The following is a 15,811-nucleotide window of genomic DNA, read 5'->3' on the forward strand; positions in this document are numbered from 1 at the left end:
ATAATAGTACTTACTGAAATAGTGCGACCTTCAAATCGTAGATTTTTTCAGAATCTAATTGAAATGATGGTGATAGTATGCCAGATAATAGTAAAACTCGTGTCGTTGTTGGGATGAGTGGTGGCGTCGATTCATCAGTTGTTGCTTATTTATTAAAGCAACAAGGTTATGATGTAGTTGGTGTCTTCATGAAAAACTGGGACGATACGGACGAAATGGGTGTTTGTACTGCAACAGAAGATTACAAAGATGTTGCTAAAGTAGCAAACAAAATTGGAATTCCTTATTATTCCGTTAATTTTGAAAAAGAATATTGGGATCGCGTATTCACATATTTCTTGGATGAATATAAAAAGGGTCGGACACCAAATCCAGATGTGATGTGTAATAAAGAAATTAAGTTTAAAGCATTTTTCGATTATGCTATGGAACTTGATGCTGATTACATCGCAATGGGACATTATGCACAAGTTGAGCAAGATGCTGACGGTATTATGCATATGTTACGTGGGGATGATAGTAACAAAGATCAGACTTATTTCTTGAGTCAATTATCACAAAAACAAATTCAAAAAGTTATGTTCCCAATTGGAAACATTGAAAAACCAGAAGTTAGAAGAATTGCTGAAGAAGCTGGACTTTCAACTGCTAAGAAAAAAGATTCAACAGGTATTTGTTTTATCGGCGAAAGAAACTTTACAAAGTTCCTTGGTGAATATTTACCAGCACAAACGGGTAATATGATGACTGTTGACGGTGTAAAAATGGGCGAGCATTATGGTCTTATGAATTATACAATTGGTCAACGTAAAGGTCTTGGTATTGGTGGTACGGGTGAAGGTAACGATCCTTGGTTCGTTGTAGGTAAAGATTTAGCAACAAATACATTGATTGTTGGACAAGGTTACCATAATGATTTACTTTATGCCGATTATCTTGAAGCATCAGAGTTAAGTTTTATGGCACCAATCGATCGCTTTGGCAATGATTTCCATATCACTGCTAAGTTTAGATACCGTCAAACTGATGTTGGTGTGACGGTTCATTTAAATGATGACCGTACAGAAGCTACAGTTGAATTTGATGCACCAGTACGTGCTATTACACCTGGACAGGCTGTTGTCTTTTACGATGGCGCAGAATGCTTAGGTAGTGGTATCATTGACGCTGCATTTAAAAAGTCAACTGAGGGATCAAAACAATTACAATATGTTTAAATTGAATTTATAATAGTTAAGGCACAAACAAATATTTTGTTTGTGCCTTTTTATATTTGTGGCATAATATAATAGAGATGAAAAAACGAAGGGGTCTTATTGACTGATGACTAATATATATTTTATTCGACATGGCAAAACAGAATGGAATCTTGAGGGACGATACCAAGGTGCGAATGGAGATTCACCCTTACTTGAACAAAGTTACATAGAAATACAACAATTAATCAAAGCACTTAAATCAATAAAATTTGATGCTATTTATTCAAGTCCTATTAAGCGTGCAAAGGACACAGCAAATTTAATTAATACAGGCCTAAACCAAAATTTGGATGTTATTTTGAATGATAACTTAGAAGAATTTCATTTAGGGAAAATGGAAGGCATGAAGTTTACAGATGTGGCTGTTCAGTATCCTGAGGAACTCGATGCCTTCCGTAATCATCCCGATAAATATGATCCTAAAAATATTAATGGCGAAACATTTCAAGCTTTATTAAAGCGGATGGTTCCAACAATTAAAAAAATTGTTGACCAAAATAAAATAGATGCAAATATTATCATTGTTAGTCATGGTGCGGCGCTTGGTGCCTTGATTCACGATTTATTAGGAGTACCGCTGAAAGACTTCCGTAAACAAGGTGGCTTATCGAATACTAGTACGACTATTTTGGAAACACAAAATGGAACCGAATTTAAATTAGTTAAATGGAATGATACTAGTTATTTGGATAGAATACGCGATGAAAGTGATGTCGTTTAAGGAGTAATAATGGGTAAGAGAGAAGAAAAAGAAGCAGAATCAAAACATATTATTCATCAATTAGTTGAAAAGGTTGAAAAAGAACCTAATAATCAAACGGCTTATTATGAATTAGGTAGTTATTTAACAAAAGTAAAAGACTACCCTCAGGCGGAAGAACTGTATAAAAAAGCTATTGGATATTTTGATGAGAAAAATGAACAAGTTGATTTATTACAATATGGTCTTGGTAACGTGTTTTACGAGGCAGAACTGTATTCTGAAGCAATTCAATCATTTCAAAAAGTAACTAATCAAAAGTTGAAAGAAACAGCTTTTTTAATGTTAGCACAATCATATATGGCTCAAGAGCTGTATCAACAAGCATTAGTATTTGCGATTACGGCTCAAGAAATAAATCCTAAAAATATGGACGCCAACGAATTAATTGGCGATATTTTCTTAGCATTGGGTCAGTTTGAAAATGCTGGTAAATATTATGACTTAGTTCTTAAAATAGATGAAAATAATGCAAAGGCTAATTTTCAACGAGGCTTAGCTAATATGGTTTTAGGAATTGAATTCAATACTTATTTTGATCGTTCAAAAATAGCCAATCAGGCCTATTTTGAGGCACAAAAACAAAGATTAAGTGAAATAGAATCGTTTATAAAATTACGTGATAAATAAAGAGGATGTGAAATAATGGTTGTTCAGAAACTAAATTTATTTAATGATGATCCTCAAAGTGATGAAACACAAGCTTACTTGGTTGGTAAGGTTGCAACCATATTTTTTCAAAGCCAAGATAGTTTTTATAAAGTGATTCTAATTCACAGTATTGAAAGTAATTTGGAATGGCCTGAAGATGAGGTTGTTGTTACTGGTAATTTTGCTGACATTAAAGAGGAATCTACGTACCGCTTCTATGGTCAACAAGTTGAGCATCCCAAATATGGGAAACAATTTCAAACGAGTAATTATCAAAATGAAACACCTACTTCAAAAATGGGGCTTATTACCTATCTATCTGGCTCAGAATTTAAAGGGATTGGGAAAAAGACTGCGGAATCAATTGTTGAAAAGTTAGGAACGAAAACAATTGATAAAATATTAGCAGATGATACTGTACTTGATTCATTAGAATTATCAAACAAGCAGAAAACAACAATATTAGAGACTGTTCGAGTAAATAATGGGATGGAACAAATTATTATTGGATTAAATGGTTTTGGATTTGGTAGTCAATTAGCCGCAACTATTTATCAAACTTATAAAGAAAAAACCCTTGAAATTATTCAAGAAAATCCATATCAACTAGTAAATGATATTGAAAATATTGGCTTTAAAAAGGCAGATCAAATTGCTGGAGAATTAGGATTTGCAGCTGATTCTTCAGGTCGAATACAAGCAGGTATTTTGCAAAGTATCAATGATTTATGTCAACAAGATGGCGATACCTATGCGACTGCAGAGCCGTTGTTGGAAGCATCTTTACGATTATTAGAGAGTAGTCGAAGAGTCAGAATAAACCCTGAGGCAATCTCAAAAGAACTCATTAATTTAGCTAAATCAGGACTCGTTGTCGGTGATGAACAGCGTATTTATTTAAAAAATCTGTATCATGCAGAATACCAAATTGCTGAACATTTAAAAAGATTACTTTCATCGGGGCAAGAAAAAGGTAAGTTAGCAGAAAAAGATATTGATAAAGCAATTCGTAAGATTGAAAAAAAACTTGATATGAATTATGGTGAGTCACAGATTAATGCCATTAGGGCGGCTATGAATTCACAGATATTTTTATTAACAGGTGGCCCAGGAACGGGTAAAACAACCGTTATTAATGGTATCGTGGAGTTATTTGCGGAATTAAATGACTTTTCGCTCGATCTTAGTAGTTATGGAGAAGGACAAACATTTCCTATTCTTTTAGCTGCACCTACTGGGCGAGCAGCAAAAAGAATGACTGAAACGACTGGATTACCTGCCAGTACAATCCATAGACTCTTAGGACTAACTGGAAGAGAATCGAATAATGATGTTGAAACGAAAGATTTAGAAGGTGGCTTATTAATTATCGATGAAATGTCGATGGTTGATACGTATTTATTGAATACATTAATGAATGCAATACCTACAGATATGAAAGTCATTTTTGTAGGTGATAAAGATCAATTGCCTTCTGTTGGTCCTGGGCAAACATTTTATGATTTATTGAAAAGTGACTATCTTGAGCGAAAAGAATTAACGGATATCTATCGTCAAGGTGATGGGTCATCAATAATTTCACTCGCACATTCAATAAAAAAAGGTGAATTACCTGCTGATTTTACACAGAATCAAAAGGATCGTTCATTTTTCGCGAGTCGTGAATTTCAAGTTGAATCAATTATTAAACAGGTTGTTGAACGAGCTAAGAATAAAGGGTTCACTTCAAGTGATATTCAAGTTCTGGCACCAATGTATCGAGGTGCGGCGGGAATTAATCGTTTAAATGAAATGTTACAAAATATTATGAATCCACTTGAAAATAGTAGACAAAAAGAAGTACTTTTTAGAGATCAAAAATTTAGAATTGGTGACAAGGTGTTACATCTTGTTAATAGTCCTGAAAATAATGTTTTTAATGGAGATATAGGTAAGATTGTAGGAATTACATTGGCCAAAGATAGCGAAGATAAGGTAGACGAACTAGTTATTGCTTTTGATCAAACAGAAGTGACTTACAGGCGAAATGAATGGCAAAAAATAACTTTGGCATATTGCACATCTATTCATAAGTCTCAAGGTAGTGAGTTTAAAATGGTTATTTTGCCAATGGTTTCGCAGTATAAGCGAATGCTTAAACGTAATTTACTGTATACCGCAATTACCCGTGCTAGCCAGTTATTGATTTTGCTTGGCGAAGAAAAATCATTTGAAGAATGTGTTGAGAATGAATCAGCCAATAGAAAAACAACGTTATTATTACGAATTGAACAGATTTTTGATGGTGATATTAAAAAAGTTGATGATTCGATTAAAGAGAGCCAACTAGCTAAAAAATCTATTAAAATAGCTCCGCCTGTTCCAACTTTAATTGAAAAATTTATTTTAACTAACGACAATATTATGGATGGTTCAATTGATCCAATGATTGGAATGGAGAATAGCCGACCATAGAAAAAGCCTATATATCTCAATTAAATGAGATATATAGGCTTTTTAGTTAATCCAAAATGGGTATGATAAGACGCTATACTCAATTTCAAAGAAACGGGTTCCTAGGTCTTCACCATCCATTTGACCGTACTCTAAAGAGTCAACGGAAAGTTTAATTTTATCTGATGTAAAATGGTGAACACCTTTTTGGTTAATATGTTTACCAGATTTCAGTAAAATGGCTAGATAGATTAATTTTAGTGCACTAGGTTTTTCAATGATAATTAAGTCTAAATTATTTTTTGTCGGATCTGCCATTGGTAAAATTGGAACACCGCCACCAAAGTAGGGATGATTTGATGTTGTTACAAGAAAGGCATTTTGATAAAATTCTTGATGGCCATTCACCCGGACAGTTATGGGAAATGCAGCTTGTCTTGATAAAGTTCCTAATAGGGCGCTTAAGTAAGTAAGCGATCCTAGATGAAGTTTATTCAATAGTTTCTTTGAACTTGATTGATTTGCGATACTTACTATTTGCGCATCGAAACCTACGCCAACATTATTTATAAAGTATTTTTTTTCATGCCGTGATAATTCGTGCATGACACCTAAGTTTAATAGTTTAGGTGAAGTTGTGTTTAATACTTGTTCAAGAGCTACAAGTGGAGATTTGGGGATACCGACACCTCGAGCAAAATCATTTCCTGATCCTGCAGGAATATAGGCAATTGGGATATCAAATGTGTTCGCATTTTTAACACCATTGATACATTCATTTAAAGTACCGTCGCCGCCAATAACTAGTATAATTTGATTATTGTCTGTTTCGATGGGGTGATAATGTCTGGCGTAATTTTCCGTTAGAAGGGAAGCATGACCAATATAGTCTGTCAGATGGGCCTTAAAATAGACATTTTGAGAAATTAATTTTTTTTCAATAGATTGCCAAATTTGTTTAGCACGACCACTTCCAGCAGACTCATTAACGATAATGAAATATTGATTCATGAACTTCCCTCCTTAATTAATACTAATAATTATAACTAAAATTTAAAAGGATTTAAAGATAAATTTTGATTATATAAAAATAGCTCAATATTCTAATTAGAATATTGAGCTATTTTTGTTAAACGATAACTAACATTGGTAAAATCATTGGTTTACGTTCAGTTTGTTCATATAAGAATTTTTGTAAGTCATCAACGATTGCATCATTAATCATGGCTTCTGTAATTTTATCATTTTTTAATAAGCGACTCATGACACGGAATAAGCGACGACGACCTTGATTAATTAATTCTCCTGATTCGCGCATATAGACAAATCCACGAGATAATAAATCTGGTCCTGCTTGAATTTCATGTTTTTTCATGTCAATCGTTGCAACGACAACAACAAGGCCTTCTTCAGAAAGGACTTGTCGATCATTTAGGACAGCGCTACCGATATCACCAATTCCTGAACCATCGACATAAATATCATCAGCTTCAAAATGACCAGCAATTCGAGCAGAATCACTAGTTAGAGCTAAGACATCACCATTTTCCATAATAAAGCTATTCTCTCTTGGAACGCCAATTTGTTCAGCTAATCCAGTATGAATTTTAAGCATTCTATATTCACCATGGACAGGGACGAAATACTTAGGTTTCATCAAACTGAGCATTAATTTTTGTTCTTCTTGGCCACCATGACCAGAAGTATGAATATTATTTACTTTACCATGGACAACAGTTGCTCCAGCTTCTGAAAGTTCATTAATAACGTGGTTTACACTGATTGTGTTACCAGGAATTGGAGAACTTGAGAAAACAACAGTATCACCAGGTTGAATAGAAACCTGACGATGAGTCCCATTAGCGATACGGCTAAGAGCTGCCATTGGTTCACCTTGTGATCCCGTACATAAAATTAAAATTTCATTTGCGGGTAATGAATTAATATCACGTGCATCAATTAAGGCATCATCTGGAATATTTAAGTATCCTAATTCACGTCCGTTAACAATTGCTGCCTCCATACTACGTCCAAAGACAGCGATTTTACGGCCTTTGGCAACAGCAGCTTCAGCAGCTTGTTGTACTCGGGAAATATTTGAAGCAAAAGTAGCAAAGATAATGCGGCCTTCACCTTTTTCAAAAATTCGTCGAATTGATTTACCAACGAATCTTTCTGATTTTGTAAAATTAGGAATTTCTGCATTTGTACTATCAGATAGTAGACAAAGTACACCATCAGCACCAAGTTGAGCCATTCTTTGAAGGTTGGGCGGCTGATTAGTAACAGGTGTTAGATCAAATTTGTAGTCCCCAGTGACTACAATGTTACCAGATGGCGTTTTGATTGCGACACCTAAAGTATCAGGAATTGAATGAGTTGTTCTAAAGAACGACACACTCGTTTTTCTGAATTTAAGAACAGTATCTTCTTCAATTTCATGCATTTCTGTTGTGGCAAGTAACCCGTGTTCTTCTAATTTTCCTTTGATTAATGCTGAAGCCAATGGTCCAGCATAAATTGGGACATTAATTTGTTTTAATAAATAGGGAATACCACCAATATGATCTTCATGACCATGGGTGATAACTAATGCTTTAATTTTTTGTTGATTGGCAACTAAGTATTGAAAATCAGGAATAACGTAATCAATTCCTAATAACTCATCTTCCGGAAACTTGATTCCTGCATCGACGACGATAATTTCATCTTGAAACTGGATGCCGTACATATTTTTACCAATTTCACCTAATCCGCCGACTGCAAAAACACCAGTCTCGTTATTTTTAACATTTATCTTTTTCATTCAGAAAACTCCGTCATTTTAAATGTAGGGTTTTCCTTTTCATATGCTAAAGCTTTATCTGATAATGTTTCAATGAATTCAATGTTATGTGTTGTTTGGTGACCAACAATACTTTGAGCTTCAATTTCAGAACTTGCTTCAAGGAAAAGTGATTTTGTTTCTTCTCTTTGTGGATTTCTATCTTGTGTTTCTTGATAATAAACTTTAAAAATCATTTGTAAAACTCCTTTAAATTAAATTGATATCATTTTGGTTAAAATGATTTGAAATGGAAATTAGAAACCGAACTGGGGGTTGTCTGCACAACATATAATTTATATTTTATCATATATTATTATTTAAGTATAGAATAGACCGATTTGAATAGACTTATAAAGGATAAAATTTAACAGACATGTTATAATTATGAAAAGTTATCGTATAAGGAAGAGTGGTGTTTTATAAATGTGGTTGGTAGTTAAAATAGTGACTGTAGTGGTTTTAATGATCATCATAATTTTAAATTATAACCGTCTGAAAAGAAATAGACAGATTACTATTCTTAAAAATAAAAGCAAACTTATTACAGATAATGCGGTTGAATTTGCTTTAAATAGACTACATGGTAATGAATATGGTATTAATTCTGAAATACTAAGGGTTACAGAAATTGTTTCAAAGGTTTGGGGTAAGAGGGTCATGGTATTTGAGTATCAATTTCAGATGAAGTCTCCTTCAGAAGAGAATATCGGGAAAATAAGAAACATTTTTTTCAATTTATTTGAAGAATTTGAAATGATGAACCTGGTTAAAAAAAGTGTCGAAGCAAAATCGGCATTTGAAGTAACAGATCTTTGGTATTTAGACGGTATTTTACATTTAGAGGTAGCACATTTGGTTAATGTTGAGACAATTATGTATACTAAAGATTTAAAAAAGGTATAGTTCAAACAGTATGTTTAAAGTGAAATAAAAAGAGTTTCTTCAATAAATTAATTATTGGAGAAACTCTTTAGTTATTTATTCAAGCATAATAGCATCGTTCGGTATAGCAAATGGTTTGTCAGTATTAATATGATCAAAGAATAATATACCATTTAAATGATCAATTTCATGTTGGACTACAATTGCTTCATAATTTTTCAAGCGGATTTTATGTTGTGTACCTTCGATATCAAAGTAACGAAGTGTAATCCGATCAGCTCTTGGCACATATCCAGGGACATCTCTATCAACTGATAAGCAACCTTCACCTTCTGAAAGTGCAGCAACTTGAACTGACTGACTTAAAATAGTAGGATTAATTAACACTTGTTTAAGTGTGGGCTCTTCACCTTCTGGGCCAGGGATTAAGACAGCAGTCATTCGTTTAGAAATTGCTAATTGCGGAGCTGCTAAGCCAACACCTGCGCGTAGATGATATTTTTCAGCTATTTCTTCATTTTGACTATTCTCTAAAAATTCCATTAAATCATGTGCGAGTTGTTTATCATCATCTGAAAGCGGAAAAGTCATTTCGCTTGAACGATTTCGTAAAATTGGATTACCTTCACGAATGATATTTTTCATTGTTATTTTAATCAAAATAGTACCTCCAAATTAATATTCTACGGTACATTGTAGCATAAAATAATCATATCTGTAGGCCATTTGAAAATTAATAGTTATGTTTCATTTCTTTTAGTTTTTAATGGATTGCTGTAAAATGAAACATAGTAATTACTTTCAAGTATATTGAAAGTATTAGTTGAAAATTAATTCAATAATTAAATAAAGTAAAAATAAAGGGAGTTTAACACACTAAATTATGAATAATAAAATTGATTACCCATTAGAAGCACATTGGACTACTGAAGAAATTATCTCTGTCAGTGAATTCTATAAAGCAATAGAATTAGCAAATTCTACAGGTATTGATCGAGAAGAATTGCTTTATAATTATCGTGAGTTTAAAAAAATTGTTCCTTCCAAAATGGAGGAAAAACAAATAGGCAGATCGTACGAAGATGAATCAGGTTTTAGTATTTATCGTACAATGAAATTTGCAAGAGAGAGTACAAGGGACGTTATTAAAATTAACCAATAGGGAGGTTATGATTTGAATATTGATGAGGTTAATTATCAGGTTAAAAGTTGGCTGACAGAGGCACGTGAAAATATTATTCATGCATTTGGAAATCCATTGTCTGTTGAAACAAAAAGTAGTCGAGTTGATCTTGTAACTAATATGGATAAACAGACTGAAAAATTTTTAGTAAACAAAATTCGTACCTTTGATCCGAAAGCCAAAATTTTAGGTGAAGAAGGTTTTGGGGATGATGTAACAAATTTAGATGGTACTGTTTGGATTGTTGATCCAATTGATGGCACAATGAATTTTGTCAAACAGAAAGATCATTTCGCGATTATGATTGGTATTTATGAAAACGGTATTGGAAAATTGGGATTCATTATGGATGTAATGAATAATGTTTTATATTCTGGTGGGCCAGATAGGGGCGTCTTTGCCAACGATAAAAAACTTGAAAAGCCTGAAAATATAGCACTTAAGGATGGCTTGCTAGGTTGTAGCTCACCTATGTTAATGATGGACTATAAGCATTTACAATCAATTGTTCAACATAGTTCAGGTGCTAGGGTTTATGGAAGTGCCGGTATTGAGTTTGTTCACATATTACGTGGACAAGAAATTGGTTATGTTTCTCACTTAAAACCATGGGATTTTGCAGCCGGTAAAATATTGGCGGAAACTCTTGGTATCACCGTGAAAACAATTGACGGGTTAGAGCTCGATATGTTACAATCAGCAGATGTATTAATAGCAACGGAAAACGCACAAGAGGACATTTTAAAACTACTAAATAGTTTTTAGTAGAATCGCGTTGTGGCTGTGACTAACAAGTCGCAGTTTTTTTATGCGATTTATTTATGAAAAAGTATGAAAACTTTTAGTAAGTGTGTTAATTGTCTGCTATAATAGTGAACTGTAGTTATTATTCGTAAAAATATTAAGGCTCCAACGAAAGGAAGAACAAACTTGAAAACAAGAGATGACATTCGTAACATTGCGATTATCGCCCATGTCGATCACGGTAAGACGACATTAGTTAATGAATTATTAAAACAATCAGATACATTGGATGGCCATTCAGAAATTAGTGACCGTGCCATGGATACAAATGATATTGAAAAAGAACGTGGTATTACAATTTTATCAAAAAATACTGCTGTTAGAGTTGGCGACAAACAAATTAACATTTTAGATACACCTGGACATGCCGATTTCGGTGGTGAAGTAGAACGTATCATGAAAATGGTTGATGGTGTTTTACTTGTCGTTGATGCTTTTGAAGGAACAATGCCTCAAACACGTTTTGTTTTGAAAAAAGCTTTAGAACAACAATTAGTACCAATCGTTGTTATTAACAAAATTGATCGTATGGGTGCTCGTCCACAAGAAGTTGTTGATGAAGTTCTTGATTTGTTTATTGAATTAGGTGCTGATGAAGCACAACTTGATTTCCCTGTTATTTATGCTAGTGCATACAATGGTACATCAAGTATGGATCCAGATATCGAAACTCAAAAACATTCTATGGATGACGTTTTTGAAACAATTATAAATACAATTCCTGCACCAGTTGATAACAGTGACGAACCATTACAATTCCAAGTTTCAATGTTGGATTATAATGAATATGTTGGTCGTGTTGGTATTGGTCGTGTGTTCCGTGGAAAAATTGCTGTTGGTGATCAAGTTTCTGTTATTAAACTTGACGGCTCAGTTCAAAACTTCCGTGTTTCAAAACTTTTTGGTTTCTTCGGTTTAGATCGTGTTGAAATTAATGAAGCTAAAGCCGGTGATTTAATTGCAGTTTCAGGGATGGATGACATCTTCGTTGGTGAAACTGTAACACCAAGTGATCATCAAGAAGCATTACCATTAATGCGTATTGATCCACCTACACTACAAATGACATTCAGAACGAATGATTCACCATTTGTTGGACAAGATGGTAAAAACATTACTGCTCGAAAGATGGAAGATCGTCTTAAATTACAATTGCATACTGATGTTTCATTGAAAATTGAAGATACAGATTCTCCAGATGCTTGGGTTGTTTCAGGTCGTGGAGAATTACATTTATCAATCTTAATTGAAACTTTACGTCGCGAAGACTATGAAATTCAAGTTTCACGTCCAGAAGTTATCTACCGTGAATTCGAAGGCAAGATGCAAGAACCATTTGAAAGCGTCCAAATCGATACACCTGATGAATATTCTGGTGGTGTTATTGATACAATGGCTCAACGTAAGGGTGAAATGATTAACATGGAGACCGGTAATAACGGCCAAACTCGTTTAACTTTCTCAGCTCCTACTCGTGGTTTAATTGGATATGATTCACAATTCCTTTCAATGACTCGTGGATACGGTATCTTAAATCATACTTTCTCTGAATACAAACCAGTTATCCGTAACTGGGAACCTGGTCGTCGTAATGGCGCATTAGTTTCTATTAATTCAGGAAAAGCTACAACATATTCAATTATGAGTATTGAAGAACGTGGAACAATTTATGTAACACCTACTACTGATATTTATGAAGGAATGGTTGTTGGACAAAGTAGCCGTGAACGTGATATTTCTGTAAATATTACTAAAGGAAAAGCTATGAGTAATGTTCGTTCTTCTAATAAAGATCAAACAGCCTCAATCAAGAAACCAACTATTCTTACTCTTGAAGAATCATTGGAATTCTTGAACACGGATGAATTATTAGAAATCACACCAAATAATTTACGCTTACGTAAACGTATCTTAGATACAAATATGCGTGAAAAAGCTCAAAAACAACATAAAACAGATTCAAAAAAAGGTTAATTTAAAAAGAGTTGAAAATGATTAAGTTCATTTTCAACTCTTTTTTTTAATCATGATAAATAGTAATATGGTATACTATTAGGAGTCACGAGAGAATAAAATCGATGAAAAACAACATTTCTAAAGAAAATGTGATGGTCACTTTGCAAGAAAATGTAGATAAAATAAATAAATTTATCTGGAAACAGCGAAATACATTTTACTAGCTTGGTTATGTTACATTTTAAGAAGTAGTTGATACTTAATTGTTCGTTTTTCTCGTGAAGTAGATTTTGTGTTGGAGTGTGCTCTGTTTGAAGAAAAAACTGAAAAGAAGCAGATAAAGAATCTTGAAGTAACTTCGAATAGACACTTTAGTACTAAATTTGAAAAAATGAAGAAATAAGTTGGATTAAAAATGCAAATTTTAAAAAGAATAACACAAAAATTACAATATCTTGATTATTTTATTTTTATACCGTATATCATATTATCCGGAATTGGTGTGGTCATGGTTTATTCTGCTAGTTCATATAAGGTTCAAATGGCGGGTGGCGATCCAACGACATATTTAAAAAAACAATTGCTTTTTGCCATTTTAGGATTGCTAGTTGCTTTCCTTATATATTCAATGAAGGTTAATTTTTTTAAAAGTTCTGGATTTATAATATTATTTGGTGCAGTGTCCATTCTGCTACTTTTATACGTAGTACTTAGCGGTAAAACAGTTAATGGTGCAGCAGGATGGATTAACTTTGGCTCTTTTAACATTCAGCCCGCAGAAATCAGCAAGATTTTTTTAGTCTTGTTTATGGCGCAACAAGTTGCATTCCGTGAAAATAAAGAATTAAGTTATGAGGGTAGAAATAAACGTCGTTTTATCTATGCGATTGCAGTAGCCTTACCACTCATTTTAATTTTGGTTGAACCAGATGTGGGTGGGTTTATTATTAATTTTAGTGCAGTATTAATCATTATTTTGGCTAGTGGGTATTCAATTGGAATAACTTCTTTAATTTCTGTTGGTGGCATGGGTACTTTAATGATATTATTATCAAAATTAAAATCTGTTTCTCCAGATTCTGGTGGTCCATTAGCATATATGGCTAAAAGATTTAGTGGATTCAATGATCCGTTTAAATATCAGCAATCAACTGGACAACAGCTGGTAAATTCATATTATGCATTAAGTAATGGTGGTATTTTTGGTGCAGGACTAGGAAATAGCATCCAAAAACGAGGCTATCTACCAGAACCGTATACTGATTTTATATTAGCAATTACAGGTGAAGAACTTGGATTATTGATGGTATTTTTTATTTTAATATTACTTTTCAGTATGATTGGACGAATTATCTTTATTGGTTCTAAAAGTAAAGAAACTTTCCATTCACTTTGTTGTTATGGAATTGCGACGTTTATGACAGTGCAGACTGTATTTAATGTTGGTGGTATATCAGGTGTTTTACCAATAACAGGTGTAACATTTCCATTTCTTAGTTATGGCGGATCAAGTATGCTTATCTTGAGTTTCTGTGTAGGCTTAGTTTTAAATATATCAGCTTTAAGAAAAAAGGAATTACTAAATAATAAATAAAAAGGGGGTCATAATCAAATGCTTGACGAAGAAAATGGGACTAAGTTAGTTATACAAAAAAGACAAGGTGTCATTGTGTTTTTATACCATATGAAGCAAATTAAGCAGTTGAAACGATTCGGTATTATTCAATATATTTCAAAAAAAATGAAATATGTTGTCATTTATATGAATCAAGAAGACCTACCCGAGACGATTAAGAAAATTCAAAATTTAAAATTTGTTAAAAAGACAGAAGTATCGCATCGCCCTGATATTGATATGGACTTTGGGTCTCGAATGGGTGAAAAAGCATTTAAATTAACAGATGAAGATCAAGAAAAATTTAAAAATAAAAGTGAGTAAAGTATATGAGAATAATTTCAGGTGAATATGGCGGAAGAAAATTAAAAGCAGTTCCGGGTATGGCAACAAGACCTACAACGGATAAAGTTAAGGAATCAGTGTTTAATATTATTGGTCCTTATTTTGATGGCGGTAAATCGTTAGATTTATTTGCAGGTAGCGGAGGGTTAAGTATCGAAGCTGTTTCTAGAGGAATCTCGCATGCTTTTCTAATTGATAGACAGTATCAAGCAATTAAAACAATTAATGATAATATTGCTATCACAAAGGAAGAAGATAAGTTTACGGTCTATAAGCAAGATGCCGATAAAGCAATTGGACTATTAAAAGGTAAAGAAACATTTGATCTTGTTTTTTTAGACCCACCTTATAAGACCCAAGAAATAATTGATACGATAAAAAAAATAGATAGCAGCGAGTTGTTAAATAATCAAGCTTTAATTATTTGTGAAACAGATCAATATGCTAACTTACCTGATGATATTTCTGGATTCAGGCTATTTAGGAGACAAAATTATGGAATTACACAGGTAACGATTTATCAAAAGGAGAACTAAAATGAATGCAGTTTTTCCGGGAAGTTTCGATCCATTAACTAATGGACACTTAGATATTATTGTTCGATCAAGCCAAATTTTTGATAAAGTTATTGTCGCAGTTATGACTAATACTAAAAAGAAGTCATTGTTTACAGCTGATGAAAAGGTAGATTTGATTAGTGAAGCTACCTTTTCATTAGCAAATGTAGAAGTAGTTAGTGTTGAATCAGATTTAACGATTAACTTAATGCACCAATTAGATGCTAAAATAATTATTCGTAGTGTTAGAAATAATAGGGATTTTGAATATGAAAAAGATATTGCATTGATGAACAAAGAGTTAGATGAAACAGTGGAAACTGTATTGATGCTTGCTAATCCTAAATACGCACATATTTCCTCAAGTTTAATGAAAGAAATATTTAAATTTGATGGAGATATTTCAAATATGGTACCTAATCATATAAAAGTAGCTATGATTAAAAAATGTCATGAAGTAATTAGTAAGGAAGATTAACTTAAATAAAATGAATCATCATTAAAATACGTGATAATGATTTAAGGAAAAAAACGAATTT

General features: G+C 33.0%; 16 protein-coding genes. 12 read left to right on the forward strand and 4 right to left on the reverse strand.

Annotated features, from left to right (window positions below; genetic code table 11):
* Window positions 1–77: 77 nt before the first annotated feature.
* The 4 genes from mnmA (at window position 78) to recD2 (ending at window position 5,124) form a co-directional block, all read left to right on the forward strand.
* The gene (gene mnmA, locus AC1RPX_RS05835; RefSeq protein ID WP_409022386.1) at window positions 78–1,217 is read left to right on the forward strand and encodes a tRNA 2-thiouridine(34) synthase MnmA; all 1,140 of its coding nucleotides are present in this window, start codon (window positions 78–80) and stop codon (window positions 1,215–1,217) included.
* Window positions 1,218–1,323: 106 nt separating this feature from the next.
* Window positions 1,324–1,980, forward strand: a complete 657-nt coding sequence (locus AC1RPX_RS05840) for a histidine phosphatase family protein (RefSeq protein WP_481761696.1) — start codon at window positions 1,324–1,326, stop codon at window positions 1,978–1,980.
* Window positions 1,981–1,989: 9 nt separating this feature from the next.
* Complete coding sequence (locus AC1RPX_RS05845) at window positions 1,990–2,649, forward strand: tetratricopeptide repeat protein (RefSeq protein WP_481761697.1); 660 nt, start codon at window positions 1,990–1,992, stop codon at window positions 2,647–2,649.
* Between the two features lie 15 nt (window positions 2,650–2,664).
* Window positions 2,665–5,124, forward strand: coding sequence for an SF1B family DNA helicase RecD2 (gene recD2 / locus AC1RPX_RS05850; protein ID WP_481761698.1), 2,460 nt, complete (start codon window positions 2,665–2,667; stop codon window positions 5,122–5,124).
* A gap of 42 nt (window positions 5,125–5,166) precedes the next feature.
* Here the strand turns inward: recD2 and AC1RPX_RS05855 are convergent, their stop codons facing one another.
* The 3 genes from AC1RPX_RS05855 to AC1RPX_RS05865 form a co-directional block, all read right to left on the reverse strand.
* Window positions 5,167–6,114: a diacylglycerol/lipid kinase family protein gene (locus AC1RPX_RS05855; RefSeq protein ID WP_481761699.1), complete on the reverse strand. Its 948-nt coding sequence runs from the start codon at window positions 6,112–6,114 to the stop codon at window positions 5,167–5,169.
* Window positions 6,115–6,232: 118 nt separating this feature from the next.
* Window positions 6,233–7,909, reverse strand: a complete 1,677-nt coding sequence (rnjA, locus tag AC1RPX_RS05860; RefSeq protein WP_409022391.1) for a ribonuclease J1 — start codon at window positions 7,907–7,909, stop codon at window positions 6,233–6,235.
* Window positions 7,906–8,124 (reverse strand): DNA-directed RNA polymerase subunit epsilon, encoded by a 219-nt coding sequence (locus AC1RPX_RS05865; protein ID WP_409022392.1) that lies wholly within the window; start codon window positions 8,122–8,124, stop codon window positions 7,906–7,908. The genes rnjA and AC1RPX_RS05865 overlap by 4 nt, the downstream gene beginning before the upstream one ends.
* Window positions 8,125–8,353: 229 nt before the next feature.
* Between AC1RPX_RS05865 and AC1RPX_RS05870 the strand changes: the two genes are divergently transcribed.
* A complete protein-coding gene (locus AC1RPX_RS05870) occupies window positions 8,354–8,833 on the forward strand; it encodes a hypothetical protein (RefSeq protein ID WP_409022393.1) in 480 nt (159 codons plus the stop codon).
* 75 nt (window positions 8,834–8,908) lie between these two features.
* Here AC1RPX_RS05870 and def read toward each other — a convergent pair whose 3' ends face one another.
* Window positions 8,909–9,457 carry a peptide deformylase gene (def, locus tag AC1RPX_RS05875; protein WP_409022787.1) on the reverse strand — a complete coding sequence of 183 codons (549 nt, stop codon included), beginning with the start codon at window positions 9,455–9,457 and terminating at the stop codon, window positions 8,909–8,911.
* A gap of 238 nt (window positions 9,458–9,695) precedes the next feature.
* Between def and AC1RPX_RS05880 the strand changes: the two genes are divergently transcribed.
* The 7 genes from AC1RPX_RS05880 to coaD all read left to right on the forward strand — a co-directional run bounded on the left by AC1RPX_RS05880 (window position 9,696) and on the right by coaD (window position 15,750).
* Window positions 9,696–9,974 carry a UPF0223 family protein gene (locus tag AC1RPX_RS05880; RefSeq protein WP_481761700.1) on the forward strand — a complete coding sequence of 93 codons (279 nt, stop codon included), beginning with the start codon at window positions 9,696–9,698 and terminating at the stop codon, window positions 9,972–9,974.
* 12 nt (window positions 9,975–9,986) lie between these two features.
* Entirely contained in the window at window positions 9,987–10,760 is a 774-nt protein-coding gene (locus AC1RPX_RS05885) for an inositol monophosphatase family protein (RefSeq protein WP_481761701.1), read from the forward strand.
* 165 nt (window positions 10,761–10,925) lie between these two features.
* Window positions 10,926–12,773 carry a translational GTPase TypA gene (gene typA, locus AC1RPX_RS05890; RefSeq protein ID WP_481761702.1) on the forward strand — a complete coding sequence of 616 codons (1,848 nt, stop codon included), beginning with the start codon at window positions 10,926–10,928 and terminating at the stop codon, window positions 12,771–12,773.
* 397 nt (window positions 12,774–13,170) lie between these two features.
* A complete protein-coding gene (locus AC1RPX_RS05895) occupies window positions 13,171–14,349 on the forward strand; it encodes an FtsW/RodA/SpoVE family cell cycle protein (RefSeq protein ID WP_481761703.1) in 1,179 nt (392 codons plus the stop codon).
* Between the two features lie 18 nt (window positions 14,350–14,367).
* Window positions 14,368–14,694, forward strand: a complete 327-nt coding sequence (locus AC1RPX_RS05900) for a YlbG family protein (RefSeq protein WP_481761704.1) — start codon at window positions 14,368–14,370, stop codon at window positions 14,692–14,694.
* 5 nt (window positions 14,695–14,699) lie between these two features.
* Window positions 14,700–15,251, forward strand: coding sequence for a 16S rRNA (guanine(966)-N(2))-methyltransferase RsmD (gene rsmD / locus AC1RPX_RS05905; protein WP_481761705.1), 552 nt, complete (start codon window positions 14,700–14,702; stop codon window positions 15,249–15,251).
* Window position 15,252: 1 nt separating this feature from the next.
* A complete protein-coding gene (gene coaD / locus AC1RPX_RS05910) occupies window positions 15,253–15,750 on the forward strand; it encodes a pantetheine-phosphate adenylyltransferase (protein ID WP_481761706.1) in 498 nt (165 codons plus the stop codon).
* Window positions 15,751–15,811: the final 61 nt, after the last annotated feature.

It is taken from the genome of Dellaglioa sp. CoH-56-MRSF-14 (assembly GCF_056782115.1).